This window comes from Mycobacterium mantenii (assembly GCF_001667865.1).
In the GTDB taxonomy this organism is placed as follows: Bacteria; Actinomycetota; Actinomycetes; order Mycobacteriales; family Mycobacteriaceae; genus Mycobacterium; species Mycobacterium mantenii_A.
The window spans coordinates 1-14,654 of the sequence record NZ_LZJP01000117.1; the positions used below are offsets into that span (position 1 = coordinate 1).

The following is a 14,654-nucleotide window of genomic DNA, read 5'->3' on the forward strand; positions in this document are numbered from 1 at the left end:
CGAGGCGGTTGGGTGGCACATCGTTGGAGGCCATCGACTCCGACACGTCGATCACCAGCATCACGACCGCGCGGTTGCGCGGGATCCGCATGTCGTGGGTGGGGGTGGCCAGCGCGATGGTCAACAGCGCCAGGCAGAGCAGCGACACCGCGATCGGGAGGTGCCGCCACGGCGACTGCGCGACGGGGGTGTCGGTGTAGCGGTGCAGCCGCCGGCGGCGTCGCGCCTGGACCAGGACGTAGACGGCCAGCAGGGCCAGCGGCACCAGCCCGAACAACAGCAGGCCGGGACGCTGAAACCCGTACAGCGGTAACGGGCCGATACCGGGAAGCGACACGCCACCCAACCTATCCCGTCACGCAGCTATTCGCGCCGGAGCCGTCCGTCGACGAACTGTTCCAATTTCTCCCACTCGCGAACCGCCGCGGCGTACGGCGGCGACGGCTTGGTGGCCGTCTCGGGCTCGAGCACCGCGGCCACCAACTTGCCCAGCGGACGGCCGGTGTCGAGCGCCTTGTCGACGGTGCTCTCCTCGGAGTAGTCGCCGATGTCGCGGAGCACCTCGACGGCCAGCTCCAGCTGCTCGCGATCCACCGCGTCCGGGCCGTCGGCCAGGTCGTCGGCCAGCCCGCTGAGCACGTAGATGTTGTCGTCGGTGATTTCGACCGCAAGCGAGCCGTCGGTTGCGGCGGTGCGGATGTCGTCGTAGGTGCTCAGGTCGGCCAGGTCGTGGTCGTGCTCGTCGGCCAGGTAGCGGGCCAGCGCGCGCTCGGACGTGAAGACGCTGATGCGTCCGTTGCGGCCCAGGAAGATCGGCTCGTCGTCCAGGTAGCAGCGCAGCGTGTAGAAGGTGCCGGAACTCGTGATGATCCGGATCGGGTCGATGCCCACCTGCAGCCAGAAGTCCTTGTCGCTGCCCAGCACCACGGTGTCCCCGGTCGCCCGGGCCGGGGCATCGTCGGTGTCGTCGTCGATGTCGTCGTCTGCGGTGTCCTCGGCGTCTGCGGTGTCCTCGTCGGCCTCCTCGTCGGCCTCGGCCTCGGTGGTTTCCAACTCGGCGGCGGCCTCGTCGGCCCCGTCTTCGTCGCGCTCCTCGGCCAGCTCGTCGGCGGCCTTGTCCGACAGCTTGGCGTCGACCTCGGGGATGGTGACGATGTCGTCGATCGCGCCCAGCACGTCGTCCCAGCTGCGCCCGATCACCTCGGCGATCGCGTTCCAGCGCTTGGCGCCGGCCTTGCCGGTGAAGTGCTCGATCCCGCCGGACACGGTGCCCAGGCTGGGGTTGCCGTTGAAGAACTTCGACACCGCGGCCAGCTCGCACACCGAGCCGATGGACGACACGATGGCCAGCGTGCCGGCCAGCGCGGACACCGACTCGTCGGTGGGCTTCTCCGCCACCAGCTCCTCGACGGCGACCAGGTCGTACTGCTTGTCCTCGGCCGGCTCGAACGCGTGCGCGTGCGCCGCCCGCAGCTCCTTCCACGCCGGGTGGTCGGCCAGGTCGTGGTCGTCGTCGGAACGCACGAACGCGACCAGGTCGGCCACCGAGGAGAACGCGAACAGGTCCTCGTCCTTGCCCAGGAACGCCTCCCACTCGTCGCCGGAGTCGCGCCAGCGGGGCGCCCACACCGTGTAGCGGTCACCGTCGGACAGGCTCAGGCGGATGGGCACGAGGTCAGCAACCATGCGGCACACAATAGCGACGGCCGCGGCATGTGCCCGGAGTGGCTAGCCCCAGATATCGGTGATCGGCGGCGCGCTGGCCGCGTATCCGGTCTTGGGCAGCCCGTACATCTGCTCCACCGTGGAGAGCACGTTGTAGTGGTTGATCTGTTCGCTGTAGCCGCCGGGACGGACGTGGGCGCCGTAGAACACCGTGGGGATCTGGTTGCGGCTGCCGTTATCGTCCTCGTCGAACGTCACGATCAGCAGGCTGTTGTTGGCCACCGCCCAATTGGCGTATCCGGACAGCTCGCGGTTCAGCCAGGCGTCGGCCTGCGCGATCGACCCGTCGTGCATGTTGTCGTCGTTGTTGGGGATGACGAACGACACGGTCGGCAGGCTGGCGTAGTTGCCCATCGGGAACGCCGAGAAGGGCAGCGAGTTCGCCGCGGGCACGTTGGTGAAGTTGGCCCAGGGCACATGCTTGCGCGCGTATTTGCCCGCGCTGCAGACCGGTGAGCCGACCGCCGGCAGGCCCTCGGCGTAGCCGACGAATGTGTAGCCCGCGGCGAGCAATTCGGAGCCGAGGTTCGGTGCGGCACCGCCGTTGACCGGGCACAGGTCCTTGGTCACCCCGAATGTGTTGCCGGCGAACAGCGCCAGGTAATTCGGTTCGCTGGGATGGGTTTCGGCGAACGACTGGGTCATGTTGGCGCCGCCCGCGGCCAGCGAGGTGATGAAGGGCGCCGACTTGTTGCCGATGATGCCGTTTTCGGAGCGGTTCTCCTCGACCACGATCACGATGTGCGCGGGTTGCGGAATGGCCGCTGCCGCAAGGCCTATGCGTGGGGTCAACGGGCTGGCCGCCAGCGCCACCAACGCGCACGCGCCCAAGGCTCGCAGGCTACGATACGCCCCGCCGATCAGCCGTGGCCGAACTCGAATTTCGCGCAACACGCCCGGAGTATACGAACGGGCGTAAGGGTTTTCCGGGACGGACGCGAGCGTGTCAGAAGGGCTTTGCCCGATCGTTATATACCCTCGACGCCATGGAATTGAGCGTCGTCGACCACCCGTTTGCCGCGGCCCGGCTGACGGTGCTGCGTGACGAACGCACCGACACCGCCGGCTTTCGCGCCGCGCTGCGCGAGCTCACGCTGATGCTGGTCTACGAAGCCGGCCGCGACGCGCCGCGAAGGTCGGTGCGCATCCGCACCCCGGTCGCGGCGGCGGCGGGGACGCGCTTGGTCAAGCCGCCGCTGCTGGTGCCGGTGCTGCGGGCCGGGCTGGGCATGGTCGACGCCGCGCACGCCGCGATACCGGAGGCGGAGGTGGGATTCGTCGGTGTCGCCCGCGACGAAGAAACCCACGTGCCGGTCCCGTATCTGGAGGCGCTGCCCGCCAGGCTGGCGGGCAGGCCGGTGATCGTCCTCGATCCCATGCTGGCCACCGGCGGGTCGATGGCGTACACCATCGGGCTGTTGGCACGCCGCGGCGCAACCGATATCACCGTGCTCTGCGTGGTGGCCGCCCCGAAAGGCCTTGCGGCGGTGGAGAAAGCGGCACCGAACGCGCGGGTGTTCACCGCCGCGGTCGACAAGGGCCTGAACAAGTCGGCCTATATCGTGCCGGGCCTCGGCGACGCCGGTGACCGCCAGTTCGGGCCCAACCTGTTCACCAGCCCCGCACCGCGGCCACCAGCTCCTCGCGCAGGGCGCGGGCGCGCCGCCGCGCCGAGTCCAGGTCGTCGCCGACCGCGCAGCGAATCTCCAAGTAGCACTTCAGCTTCGGCTCGGTCCCGGAAGGCCGCACCACCAGCCTGATCGACGTGTCGTCGTCGCCGGCGGTGAAGATCAGCGCGTCGGTGATATCGGTGAGTTTCGCGGCGTGGCCGGCCAGCGTTCTCGGCGGGGATGCCCGGAACCGACGCATCAGTTCGGCGGCCTCGCCGGCGTCGGCGACCCGGCGCGACACCGCGGCGACGTCGTGCACCCCGTACCGCCGGGCCAGTTCGTCGAGCAGGTCCGGGACCGAACGACCCTGCTGGTTGGCCGCGGCCACCAGGTCGCACACCAGCACCGCGGCGCTGATGCCGTCCTTGTCGCGCACGGCCGCGGGGTCGACGCAATGCCCGATCGCCTCCTCGTAGGCGTAGACCAGGGTGCCGCCGGGCACTTCCGCGTCGGCGCGGGCCAGCCATTTGAAGCCGGTGAGGGTTTCGACGTGGACGGCGCCGTGGCGCGCGGCGATGGACGCCAGCATCCGCGACGACACCACCGTGCTGGCCACCACCGGGGTTTCGGTCCGCGCCCGCGACAGTATGTAATCGCCCAGCAGCCAACCGGTTTCGTCGCCGGACAGCATCCGCCATCGCGGCCCGTCCTTGATGCCGACGGCGCACCGGTCGGCGTCGGGATCCAGCGCGATCGCCACGTCGGCGCCGCAGTCCGCCGCAAGGGCCAGCAGCGCGTCGGTGGCGCCGGGCTCCTCGGGGTTGGGGAACGCCACCGTGGGAAAGTCCGGGTCCGGGGCGAATTGGATTCCGACGGAATGCACTTCGGTGAACCCCGCTCGGTGCAATGTCTCGACGGCCACCGCGCCGCCCACCCCGTGCAGCGCGGTCAGCGCCACCCGCGCCGAACCGGTGCCGCGGCGCAACCCGGCCGCGCGCTCGATGTAGCGCTCGACCAGATCGGCCGGCGCGGGTTCGACGGGGGTCCTGTCGATCTGATCGGCCGGCGGTGCGGCGGACATCGCGGCCTCGATCTCGCGGTCGGTGGGGGAGACGATCTGGATGCCGCCGTCGAGGTACACCTTGTAGCCGTTGTCGGCGCCCGGGTTGTGCGATGCGGTGATCTGAATCCCGGCCGCTGCGCCGGTGTGCCGCACCGCGAACGCCACCACCGGAGTGGGCACCGGACCCGGCAGGAGTGTCACGGAAAATCCTTGCGCGGCAATAACTTCGGCGGCGACCGTGGCGAACACCGCCGAGCCGTGCCGCGCGTCGCGTCCCACGATCACCGACGAGCCCTGCAGGCCGCGGCGAATCAGCACCTGCGCCACCGCCCAGGTGGCCCGTGACACCACCGCCACGTTCATGGCGTCGGGGCCGCCGCGCACCGGGCCGCGCAGTCCGGCCGTGCCGAACGTCAGGGGCCGGGCGAACCGCGCGGCGAGTTCGTCCGGGGCGCACGCGGCGAGCTCGGCGGCCGTCCTCGGGTCCGGATCGTGGGCGATCCACTCCTCGGGCGTCACGGCTTTAGAACCGGGGCAGCTGGGAAAGGATCAGGGCCAGCAGCGCGCCCATCCGGGTGGCCGCCGCGGCCCCGGCGGCCAGCACCTCGGCGTGGCTCAGCGGTGCGCCGCTGATCCCGGCGGCCAGGTTGGTCACCAGCGAGACCCCCAGCACCTCGGCGCCGGCGGCCCGGGCCGCGATGGTCTCGTGCACGGTCGACATGCCGACCAGATCGGCGCCCAGCGTGCGCAGCATCCGGATCTCGGCCGGCGTCTCGTAGTGCGGGCCGGGCAGGCCGGCGTAGACGCCCTCGGTCAGCGTGTGATCGGCCCGCCGGGCGAGCTCGCGCAGCCGCGGCGAGTACGCGTCGGTCAGGTCCACGAATTGCGGGCCGACCAGCGGGGACCGGGCGGTCAGGTTCAGATGGTCGCTGATCAGCACGGGTTCACCGACGGCCATGTCCGGGCGCAGCCCGCCCGCCGCGTTGGTGAGCACGACGGCCCGCACGCCGGCCGCGCAGGCCGCCCGCACCGCGTGCACGACGTGACACAGGTCGTGGCCCTCGTAGGCGTGGATGCGCCCGACCAGTACCAGCACCCGGTGGGCGCCGATGCGCATCGACAGCAGCTCGCCGGTGTGCCCGACCGCGGTCGGCGGGCAGAACCCGGGCAGCTCCACCTGCGGCAGCACCGCGGTGGGCGTACCGAGCGCGGTGACCGCCGGCGGCCAGCCCGATCCGAGCACGATGGCGACGTCATGCTGGGCGATTCCGGTGCGTTCGGCGATGACGTCCGCCGCCCGGCGGGCGAGGTCGCCTGGGTCGGACGGGGTTTCGGCCACAGCCATCGACCCTAGCGGTGCGACGGTGTCGCCGGTATATGTCAGGATCTGCCGTATGAATCTTCGTAGGTGGCCGGTGGTTGGCCCGGTCATGGGAGTTGCCGCCGCCGTTGTGCTGTCAGTGGTTTCGATCACATACGGCCCGGCTCCGTCGGCGAAAGCGGACTGCCCGGACGTGCAACTCATCTTCGCCCGCGGCACCGCCGAGCCGCCCGGCCTGGGGCTCGTCGGCGACGCGCTGTTCGCCGCGCTGCAACCCGCGCTGGGGTCGCGCAGCGTCGACTCCTACGCGGTGAACTATCCGGCCAGCTACAACTTCTTGACCACGGCCGACGGCGCCAACGACGCGCGCGACCACATCGCGCAGATGGTCGACCAGTGCCCGTCGACGCGGCTGGTGCTGGGCGGCTTCTCGCAGGGCGCCGCGGCGGTCTCGATGCTCGCCGGGGTGCCCCCGGTCGGTCAGCGCATCGGCAACTTCGGATCGGCGCCCGCGCTGGATCCCGCGCTGGCCAACAAGATCAAGGCGGTCGCGGTGTTCGGCAACCCGGGCAATCGCTTCAACACGCCCCTGTCGTCGACGGGCGCGTTCAGCGGCCGCGCCATCGACCTGTGCAGCGAGGGCGACCCGGTCTGCGTCGTCGGCGGCCGCGACAGGGATGCGCACCACGACTACGCCGTGCCGCCCTACCCCGGCCAGGCGGCGGGATTCATCGCCGGGCTGGTGTAGCCAGCGGCGTTGGGTCCTGAAGGCATACTGCGACATACTGCGAGAGTGCCCACGACCCCGTTAGACAGCCCGTCCGACAGCGTTGAGGACGTCGTGCGGCGGCGTGGTGCCGACCTTGTCGAGCTGTCCCACGCCATCCATGCCGAGCCCGAGCTGGCCTTCGCCGAGCACCGCAGCTGCGCCAAGGCGCAGGCGCTGGTCGCCGAGCGCGGCTTCGAGATCACCGCGGCCGCCGGCGGCCTGGACACCGCCTTTCGCGCCGACTTCGGCGACGGCCCGCTGACCATCGGGATCTGCGCCGAATACGACGCGCTGCCCGAGATCGGCCACGCCTGCGGCCACAACATCATCGCGGCGTCGGCGGTGGGCACCGCGCTGGCCCTGGCCGAGGTGGCGGACGACCTGGGCCTGCGGGTGTCGCTGCTGGGGACGCCGGCCGAGGAGGCCGGCGGCGGCAAGGCGCTGCTGCTGAAGGCCGGGGTGTTCGACGACATCGCCGCGGCGGTGATGCTGCACCCCGGACCGGCCGACATCGCCGCGGCCCGCTCGCTGGCCCTGTCCGAGGCGACCGTGAGCTACCGCGGCAAGGAATCCCACGCCGCCGTCGCACCGCACCTCGGCGTCAACGCCCTCGACGCGGTGACCGTGGCGCAGGTGGCCATCGGGCTGCTGCGCCAGCAACTCGCGCCCGGGCAGCTGGTGCACGGGATCGTCACCGACGGCGGCCAGGCGGTCAACGTCATCCCCGGGCACGCGGCGCTGCAGTACGCCATGCGGGCGGCCGAATCGGATTCGCTGCGCGAGCTGGAGGGCAGGATGTACGCCTGCTTCGGCGCGGGCGCGCTGGCCACCGGTTGCGAATACGAGATCGACAACCCCGCGCCCCCGTATGACGAACTGCGGCCCGACGAATGGCTGGCTGACGTCTTCCGCGACGAGATGTGCCGGCTCGGCCGCGAGCCGGTGGCCCGCGAGTTCGAGGCCGCGCTGCCCATGGGCAGCACCGACATGGGCAACGTGACGCACGTGCTGCCGGGGATCCATCCGATCGTCGGGGTCGACGCCGGCGGCGCCATGGTCCACCAGCGCGCGTTCGCCGACGCCGCCGCGGGCCCCAGCGCCGACCGCGCGGTCGTCGAGGGCGCGATCATGCTGGCCCGCACGGTGGTTCAGCTGGCCCAGACGCCCGAACAGCGCGACCGGGTGATGGACGCGCGGGAGCGCAGACGCGGCGGGGTGCCGTCATGAGCCTGACCGACGCCGCCGATTCCTGGCTGGCCACCCACCACGAAGACCTGGTGGAATGGCGCCGCCACATTCACCGCTACCCCGAACTGGGCCGCCAGGAGTACGCCACCACCCAGTTCGTCGCCGAGCGGCTCGCCGAGGCCGGGCTCAACCCGAAGGTGCTGCCCGGCGGAACGGGACTGGTCTGCGACGTCGGCCCCGAGCACGAGCCCCGGATCGCCCTGCGTGCCGACATGGATGCCCTGCCGATGGCCGAGCGCACCGGCGCCCCGTACGCCTCGAACATGCCCAACGTGGCGCACGCCTGCGGTCATGACGCGCACACCGCGATCCTGCTGGGCACCGCGCTGGTGCTGGCGTCGGTGCCGGAGCTGCCGGTCGGGGTGCGGCTGATCTTCCAGGCCGCCGAGGAATTGATGCCCGGCGGGGCCATCGACGCCATCGCCGCCGGCGCGATCACCGGGGTATCGCGGATCTTCGCCCTGCACTGCGACCCCCGGCTGGAAGTCGGCAAGATCGCGGTCCGGCACGGCCCCATCACCTCGGCGGCCGACCAGATAGAGATCACGCTGTACTCGCCCGGCGGCCACACGTCACGCCCGCACCTGACCGCCGACCTGGTGTACGGCCTCGGCACGCTGATCACCGGCCTGCCCGGGGTGCTGTCGCGGCGCATCGACCCGCGCAACGGCACCGTGCTGGTGTGGGGCGCGGTCAACGCCGGCGTGGCCGCCAACGCCATCCCGCAGAGCGGCGTGCTGGCCGGCACGGTGCGCACCGCCAGCCGGCAGACCTGGGTGGGCATGGAGGAGATCATCCGCGAGACGGTGACCGGGCTGCTGGCGCCGCTGGCCATCGAACACACGCTGCAGTACCGGCGCGGCGTGCCTCCGGTGGTCAACGAGGACGTCTCGACGCGCATCCTCACCCACGCGATCGAGTCGCTGGGCCCCGACGCGCTGGCCGACACCCGCCAGTCCGGGGGCGGCGAGGACTTCTCCTGGTACCTGGAGGAGATTCCCGGCGCGATGGCGCGGCTGGGCGTGTGGCCGGGTGTGGGACCGCAGCTGGACCTGCACCAGCCGACGTTCAACCTCGACGAGCGGGCGCTGCCGATCGGGGTGCGCGTGCTGACCGGCATCGTCGAGCAGTCGGCGGCGTTCGGGCCTTCCTAGGCCTTTCCGGGCGCCCGGATCAGGCGCGGGTGGCGCGGACGACGTGTCCGGCGATATGGGCGTACATGCGCCGGGTGACGTCGCCGGCCTGGCTCATGATGTTGTAGCCGTGGTCGACGCCGGCCACCTCGTGGTACTCCGCCAACGCCCCGACCGCATCCAGCTTCCCCGCGTACCTGCGGGCTTCGTCGCGCAGCCGATCGTGCTCGGCCGTAACCACCAGCGCGGCCGCGATGCCGGTGATGTCGTCGGCGTTGCCGTCCCAGGCCGGAGAGGCCAGGCGGTCGCGCCGCTGCGCCCGCTCGGGTATGTAGGCGGTGTCGAAAACCTCGCCCATCCACGGCTTCATGATCGCCCGGCGGCCAAGGGCGGACGGCTTATCGCGGACGGGAGTGACCAGGTCCAGCGGCGCGTAGTGCAGCACCTGCAGCGCGATGCCGGGGCCGCCGTTCTCGAGCGCAAGCCGGGCCGCCGCAGCGCTGAGGTTGCCGCCGGCGCTCTGGCCGCCGACGCACAGTCGCGTGCCGTCCCAGTCGCGGCCGGGGCCGGCCGCCCAGCACACGACGTCGTAAATCTGGTGTACCGCGACCGGAAAGCGGTGCTGTGGTGCCAGGGCATAGTCGGGGTTGATCACCAGCACGCCCGCGTGGGCGGCCAGGTAACGGCACCATGGGTCGTCTTGCTCGGGGTGCCCGACCACGAACCCGCCGCCGTGCACGTTGACGTAGACGGGCGGGTTGGCCGCCGTCGGCGGGTGGTAGACGGTTGCGGATATCGCGCCATGCCGGGTTGGGATCGCGACCTCAGAGGTTCGGCCCGCGATTTCCGGGAAGCGCACGGCGGCCTTGGGGGCGGGCTTGACCGCGGCGGCGAACGTGCGCGCCAGCGCGTCGGCGACCGGCGACATAGACAGGATGGACAGCCGATTTCCCTTCCGTGGGCGGCGGCCCCGAATCGGGGGCTCGCGCATCATCGGTGTGTCTGTCTACCCTCCCGATCGCCGGCAGGCGAATGAATTATGGGGAGGCCCGGATCAGGCGCTGGTACCCGGCCCGATGTTGCTGGCCGGACGGGTCCGCAGCCAATGCACGTATTCGCTTGGTGCTCCGGCGATTTCGGCGGCGTCGGCCATGACGCCCAGGTACCGGGCGGACGGCATTCCGCCTTCCCAGGCGTCCAGGACGTACAGCCACGCCAGGACCGGGTCGGTATCGGTGTCCGACGCGATGCGCTCCACCCGGCAGCGGATCTTCTTGTGCACGCCGAACTCCGAACCCTCCCAGCGGTCCAGGTTGTTCTCGTCGGCCGGCGTCATGTCGTAGAGGACGACGAACACCTTCGAATCCGGGTCTTCGACGACGGTGGCCAGCGCGCCTTCCCAACCGATGTCCTCGCCGCCGAACGTCAACCGCCACCCGTGCAGCCAGCCGGTTCCGGCCATCGGCGAATGGGGCGCGCGTTTCTGCATCTGCTCGGGATCCATGTTCGACCCGTACGCGGCGTAGAGCGGCACGGGGAAAGCTTAGACGTCCGATGCTGGCCGGTCTTCCCCCGAGCGTTCGCAGGGCACCCGCGGCTTCGTTAGGTTGGGCCTGTGGCGACCCGCATCGTGATCCTCGGTGGCGGCCCGGCCGGTTACGAAGCCGCGCTGGTGGCCGCCACCTCGCACCCCGACACCACCGACGTGACCGTCATCGACTCCGACGGCATCGGCGGGGCCGCCGTGCTCGATGACTGCGTGCCGTCCAAGACGTTCATCGCCTCGACCTGGCTGCGCACCGAACTGCGCCGGGCGCCGCGGCTGGGCTTCGAGATCGACATCGACGACGCCAAGATCTCGCTGCCGCAGATCCACGCCCGGGTCAAGCAGCTCGCCACCGAGCAATCCGCCGACATCACCGAACAGCTGCTCGGCGTGGGCGTGCACGTGGTGGCCGGCCGCGGCGAGCTGATCGACCCCACCCCCGGGCTGGCGTACCACCGCATCAAGGCGACCCACTCCGACGGCACCACCAGCGAGTACGAGGCCGACGTCGTGCTGATCGCCACCGGCGCCAGCCCCCGCGTGTTGCCGTCGGCCCCGCCCGACGGCGAGCGGATCCTGACCTGGCGACAGCTCTACAACCTGGAGGCGCTGCCCGAGCACCTCATCGTGGTCGGGTCCGGGGTCACCGGCGCCGAATTCGTGCACGCCTACACCGAATTGGGCGTGCCGGTGACGGTGGTCGCCAGCCGGGACCGGGTGCTGCCCTACGAGGACGCCGACGCCGCCCTGGTGCTGGAGGAGGCATTCTCCGAGCGCGGCGTCCAGCTGGTCAAGAACGCCCGCGCGCAGTCGGTCACCCGCACCGGCGACGGTGTGCTGGTCACCCTGGCCGACGGGCGCACGGTCGAGGGCAGCCACGCCCTGATGACCATCGGGTCGGTCCCCAACACCGGCGGGCTGGGCCTGGACCGGGTCGGCATCGAGCCGGGCCGCGGCGGCTACCTGACCGTGGACCGGGTGTCGCGCACCTCGGTGGCCGGCATCTACGCCGCCGGCGACTGCACCGGCCTGCTGCCGCTGGCCTCCGTCGCCGCGATGCAGGGCCGGATCGCGATGTATCACGCGCTGGGCGAGGGCGTCAGCCCGATCCGGCTGCGCACGGTGGCGGCGACGGTGTTCACCAGGCCCGAGATCGCCGCCGTCGGAGTCCCGCAGACGATGATCGACGACGGTTCGGTGTCGGCCCGCACGATCATGCTGCCGTTGCGCACCAACGCGCGGGCGAAGATGTCGGGGCTGCGGCAGGGCTTCGTGAAGGTGTTCTGCCGCAAGTCCACCGGTGTGGTCATCGGCGGGGTGGTGGTGGCGCCCATCGCCTCCGAGCTGATCCTGCCGATCGCGGTGGCCGTGCAGAACCGGATCACCGTCAACGAGCTGGCGCAGACACTGGCGGTTTACCCGTCGTTGTCCGGCTCGATCACCGAGGCCGCGCGACGGCTGATGGCCCACGACGATCTCGACTAGCCTAGGTTCGATTCCCGTCCTACTGACGAGTAACCCGGTGAGGAGTCCGCTGCCGTGACCGATCCGATCCACGCGCCCACCCAGCGCAGCTCACCGGTGTCCGTGCTGGGACCGCGGCAGCGCGAGGCGGCCTGGGAACGACTGGGCTCCGAACAGTTCGACGTGGTGGTGATCGGCGGCGGCGTGGTGGGTTCGGGCTGCGCACTCGATGCCGCCACCCGCGGGCTCAAGGTGGCGCTGGTGGAGGCGCGCGATTTCGCCTCGGGCACCTCGAGCCGTTCGTCGAAGATGTTCCACGGCGGCCTGCGCTACCTCGAACAGCTGGAGTTCGGGCTGGTGCGCGAGGCGCTCTACGAGCGTGAGCTGTCACTGACCACGCTGGCGCCGCACCTGGTCAAGCCGATGCCGTTCCTGTTCCCGTTGACCAACCGCGTGTGGGAGCGTCCCTACATCGCGGCGGGCATCTTTCTCTATGACCGGATGGGCGGCGCGAAATCCGTTCCGGCGCAGAAGCATTTGACCCGCGCCGGTGCGTTGCGGTTGAGCCCCGGCCTCAAACGCAGCGCGCTGATCGGCGGGATCCGCTACTACGACACGGTTGTCGACGACGCGCGGCACACCATGACCGTCGCGCGCACCGCCGCGCACTACGGCGTGGTGGTGCGTACCTCCACCCAGGTGGTCGCCATGCTGCGCGAGGGCGACCGGGTGACCGGCGTGCGGGTCCGCGACTCCGAGGACGGCGCGATCACCGAGGTCCGCGGGCACGTGGTGGTCAACGCGACCGGGGTGTGGACCGACGAGATCCAGGCATTGTCCAAGCAGCGCGGGCGTTTTCAGGTCCGCGCCTCCAAGGGCGTGCATGTGGTGGTGCCGCGCGACCGCATCGTCAGCGACGTGGCGATCATCCTGCGCACCGAGAAGTCGGTGATGTTCGTCATCCCGTGGGGGAGCCACTGGATCATCGGGACCACCGACACCGACTGGAATCTCGACCTGGCCCACCCCGCGGCCACCAAGGCCGACATCGACTACATCCTGCAGACGGTCAACACCGTGCTGGCCATCCCGCTGACGCATGCAGACATCGACGGGGTGTACGCGGGGCTGCGGCCGCTGCTGGCCGGGGAGAGCGAGGAAACCTCCAAGCTGTCCCGCGAGCACGCCGTGGCGGTGCCCGCGCCGGGCCTGGTGGCCATCGCCGGCGGCAAGTACACCACCTATCGGGTGATGGCCGCCGACGCGATTGATGCTGCGGCCCAATTCATTCCGGCGCGGGTGGCGCCGTCGATCACAGAAAAGGTCAGCCTGCTGGGCGCCGACGGGTACTTCGCGCTGATCAACCAGGCCGAGCACGTCGCCGACATGCAGGGTCTGCACCCCTACCGGGTGCGTCACCTGCTGGACCGCTACGGGTCGTTGATCGGTGACGTGCTGGCGCTGGCGGCCCAAAGCCCCGATCTGCTCAACCCGATCAAAGAGGCGCCGGGCTACCTGCGGGTGGAGGCGCTGTACGCCGTGACCGCCGAGGGCGCTTTGCATTTGGAGGACATCCTGGCCCGGCGGATGCGCGTCTCCATCGAATACTCGCATCGCGGCGTCGACTGCGCCCGCGAGGTCGCCGACGTGGTCGCACCCGTGCTGGGCTGGTCGGCCGAGGACGTCGAGCGTGAGGTCGCCAACTACACCGCCCGGGTGGAGGCCGAGATCCTGTCCCAGGCGCAGCCCGACGACGTGTCGGCGGACGAGTTGCGGGCCAGCGCCCCCGAGGCGCGCGCCGAGATCCTCGAGCCGGTGCCCCTCAGTTGAGGCCCGCGCCGCTTCCGGTTCGCGATGGCTTGGGGCCCGCGCGGGTGCGGCTGCGGGGTGGGCCGGTGCTGGCCGAACTCACCGCCCGGTTCGGCGCGCAGGCCCGCGCCAAGGTGCTGGCGGGGGAGGTCGTCGGCGCCGACGGCGCGGTAATCGACGACGGCACGGTGCTTCCCGCCGGCGCGAGTGTCTACCTCTATCGCGAGCTGCCGGACGAGGTGCCGGTCCCGTTCGACATCCCGGTGCTGCATCGCGACGCCGACATCGTGGTCGTCGACAAACCGCACTTTTTGGCCACCATGCCGCGCGGGCGTCACGTCGCGCAGACCGCGCTGGTGCGGCTGCGACGGGAACTCGGAATCCCGGAGCTGAGCCCGGCGCACCGGCTGGACCGGCTGACCGCCGGGGTGCTGCTGTTCACCGCGCGGCGCGAGGTGCGCGGCGCCTACCAGACCCTGTTCGCCCGCGGATTGGTGCGCAAGACCTATCTGGCCCGGGCCGCCGTCGACCCGGCGCTGGAGTTGCCCCGGGTGGTGCAGAGCCGAATCATCAAGCGCCGCAGCCACTTACAGGCCGTCTGCGAACCTGGTCCGCCCAACGCGGAAACCCGCGTCGAACTCCTGGCGCCGGACGGTCTGTACCGGCTGACGCCGCGCACCGGACGCACCCACCAGTTGCGCCTGCACATGGCCTCGCTGGGCATACCCATCGAGGGTGACCCGTTGTACCCCAACATCATTGACGTCGCGGCCGACGACTTCAGCACGCCGCTGCAACTGTTGGCGCACCGCATCGAGTTCGACGATCCGGTGACCGGCGCCCACCGCGAATTCGTCAGCCGGCGCGCCGGCCTGACCCGGGACCTCGACTAGGTGTACTGACCACGGACGTTGGTGACGGCGTGGCGTGGTGACATGACGAAGACCTCCGAGTGAAGTGCGAGCT

12 protein-coding genes and 2 pseudogenes are annotated in these 14,654 nt (G+C 70.9%); 7 read left to right on the forward strand and 7 right to left on the reverse strand.

Annotation, left to right across the window (positions count from 1 at the left end; genetic code table 11):
- From A5688_RS23005 to A5688_RS23015, 3 genes and pseudogenes are all read right to left on the reverse strand, one after another.
- Window positions 1–337 (reverse strand): annotated as a pseudogene (locus A5688_RS23005) (VWA domain-containing protein); the annotation flags it as partial.
- A gap of 26 nt (window positions 338–363) precedes the next feature.
- Window positions 364–1,686, reverse strand: coding sequence for a protein export chaperone SatS (satS, locus tag A5688_RS23010; RefSeq protein WP_068268287.1), 1,323 nt, complete (start codon window positions 1,684–1,686; stop codon window positions 364–366).
- A 42-nt stretch (window positions 1,687–1,728) separates the two neighbouring features.
- On the reverse strand, window positions 1,729–2,619 hold the full coding sequence (locus A5688_RS23015; protein ID WP_431768078.1) for an alkaline phosphatase family protein: 891 nt from the start codon (window positions 2,617–2,619) through the stop codon (window positions 1,729–1,731).
- A 92-nt stretch (window positions 2,620–2,711) separates the two neighbouring features.
- Between A5688_RS23015 and upp the strand changes: the two are divergent.
- Window positions 2,712–3,329, forward strand: a pseudogene (upp, locus tag A5688_RS27120) (uracil phosphoribosyltransferase); the annotation flags it as partial.
- Between the two features lie 7 nt (window positions 3,330–3,336).
- Here the strand turns inward: upp and A5688_RS23025 are convergent.
- Complete coding sequence (locus tag A5688_RS23025) at window positions 3,337–4,917, reverse strand: phospho-sugar mutase (RefSeq protein ID WP_067910884.1); 1,581 nt, start codon at window positions 4,915–4,917, stop codon at window positions 3,337–3,339.
- Between the two features lie 4 nt (window positions 4,918–4,921).
- Window positions 4,922–5,737 carry a purine-nucleoside phosphorylase gene (locus A5688_RS23030; RefSeq protein ID WP_067832587.1) on the reverse strand — a complete coding sequence of 272 codons (816 nt, stop codon included), beginning with the start codon at window positions 5,735–5,737 and terminating at the stop codon, window positions 4,922–4,924.
- 115 nt (window positions 5,738–5,852) lie between these two features.
- Between A5688_RS23030 and A5688_RS23035 the strand changes: the two genes are divergently transcribed.
- Genes A5688_RS23035 through A5688_RS23045 form a run of 3 tightly spaced genes read left to right on the forward strand, consistent with a single transcriptional unit; the run spans window position 5,853 to window position 8,890 of the window.
- On the forward strand, window positions 5,853–6,467 hold the full coding sequence (locus tag A5688_RS23035; RefSeq protein ID WP_207546729.1) for a cutinase family protein: 615 nt from the start codon (window positions 5,853–5,855) through the stop codon (window positions 6,465–6,467).
- A gap of 45 nt (window positions 6,468–6,512) precedes the next feature.
- Entirely contained in the window at window positions 6,513–7,715 is a 1,203-nt protein-coding gene (locus tag A5688_RS23040) for a M20 family metallopeptidase (RefSeq protein WP_067832441.1), read from the forward strand.
- A complete protein-coding gene (locus A5688_RS23045; RefSeq protein WP_067910887.1) occupies window positions 7,712–8,890 on the forward strand; it encodes an amidohydrolase in 1,179 nt (392 codons plus the stop codon). Before A5688_RS23040 ends, A5688_RS23045 begins: the two co-directional genes overlap by 4 nt.
- Before the next feature lie 19 nt (window positions 8,891–8,909).
- Here the strand turns inward: A5688_RS23045 and A5688_RS23050 are convergent, their stop codons facing one another.
- A complete protein-coding gene (locus A5688_RS23050) occupies window positions 8,910–9,728 on the reverse strand; it encodes an alpha/beta hydrolase (protein ID WP_067910893.1) in 819 nt (272 codons plus the stop codon).
- A gap of 195 nt (window positions 9,729–9,923) precedes the next feature.
- On the reverse strand, window positions 9,924–10,403 hold the full coding sequence (locus tag A5688_RS23055) for a gamma-glutamylcyclotransferase (protein WP_067832445.1): 480 nt from the start codon (window positions 10,401–10,403) through the stop codon (window positions 9,924–9,926).
- A gap of 81 nt (window positions 10,404–10,484) precedes the next feature.
- On the opposite strand from A5688_RS23055, the gene A5688_RS23060 reads away from it, so the two are divergent.
- Genes A5688_RS23060 through A5688_RS23070 form a run of 3 tightly spaced genes read left to right on the forward strand, consistent with a single transcriptional unit; the run spans window position 10,485 to window position 14,581 of the window.
- Window positions 10,485–11,900, forward strand: a complete 1,416-nt coding sequence (locus tag A5688_RS23060) for an NAD(P)H-quinone dehydrogenase (protein ID WP_067832447.1) — start codon at window positions 10,485–10,487, stop codon at window positions 11,898–11,900.
- A 54-nt stretch (window positions 11,901–11,954) separates the two neighbouring features.
- Window positions 11,955–13,709 (forward strand): glycerol-3-phosphate dehydrogenase/oxidase, encoded by a 1,755-nt coding sequence (locus A5688_RS23065; RefSeq protein WP_067832449.1) that lies wholly within the window; start codon window positions 11,955–11,957, stop codon window positions 13,707–13,709.
- A complete protein-coding gene (locus A5688_RS23070) occupies window positions 13,706–14,581 on the forward strand; it encodes an RluA family pseudouridine synthase (RefSeq protein ID WP_067910890.1) in 876 nt (291 codons plus the stop codon). The genes A5688_RS23065 and A5688_RS23070 overlap by 4 nt, the downstream gene beginning before the upstream one ends.
- Window positions 14,582–14,654 lie beyond the last annotated feature (73 nt).

Bases quoted from the DNA above. Each gene is read 5' to 3' on its own strand.
- satS (WP_068268287.1), bottom strand. From the start codon at position 1,686: ATGGTTGCTGACCTCGTGCCCATCCGCCTGAGCCTGTCCGACGGTGAC.
- A5688_RS23045 (WP_067910887.1), top strand. From the start codon at position 7,712: ATGAGCCTGACCGACGCCGCCGATTCCTGGCTGGCCACCCACCACGAA.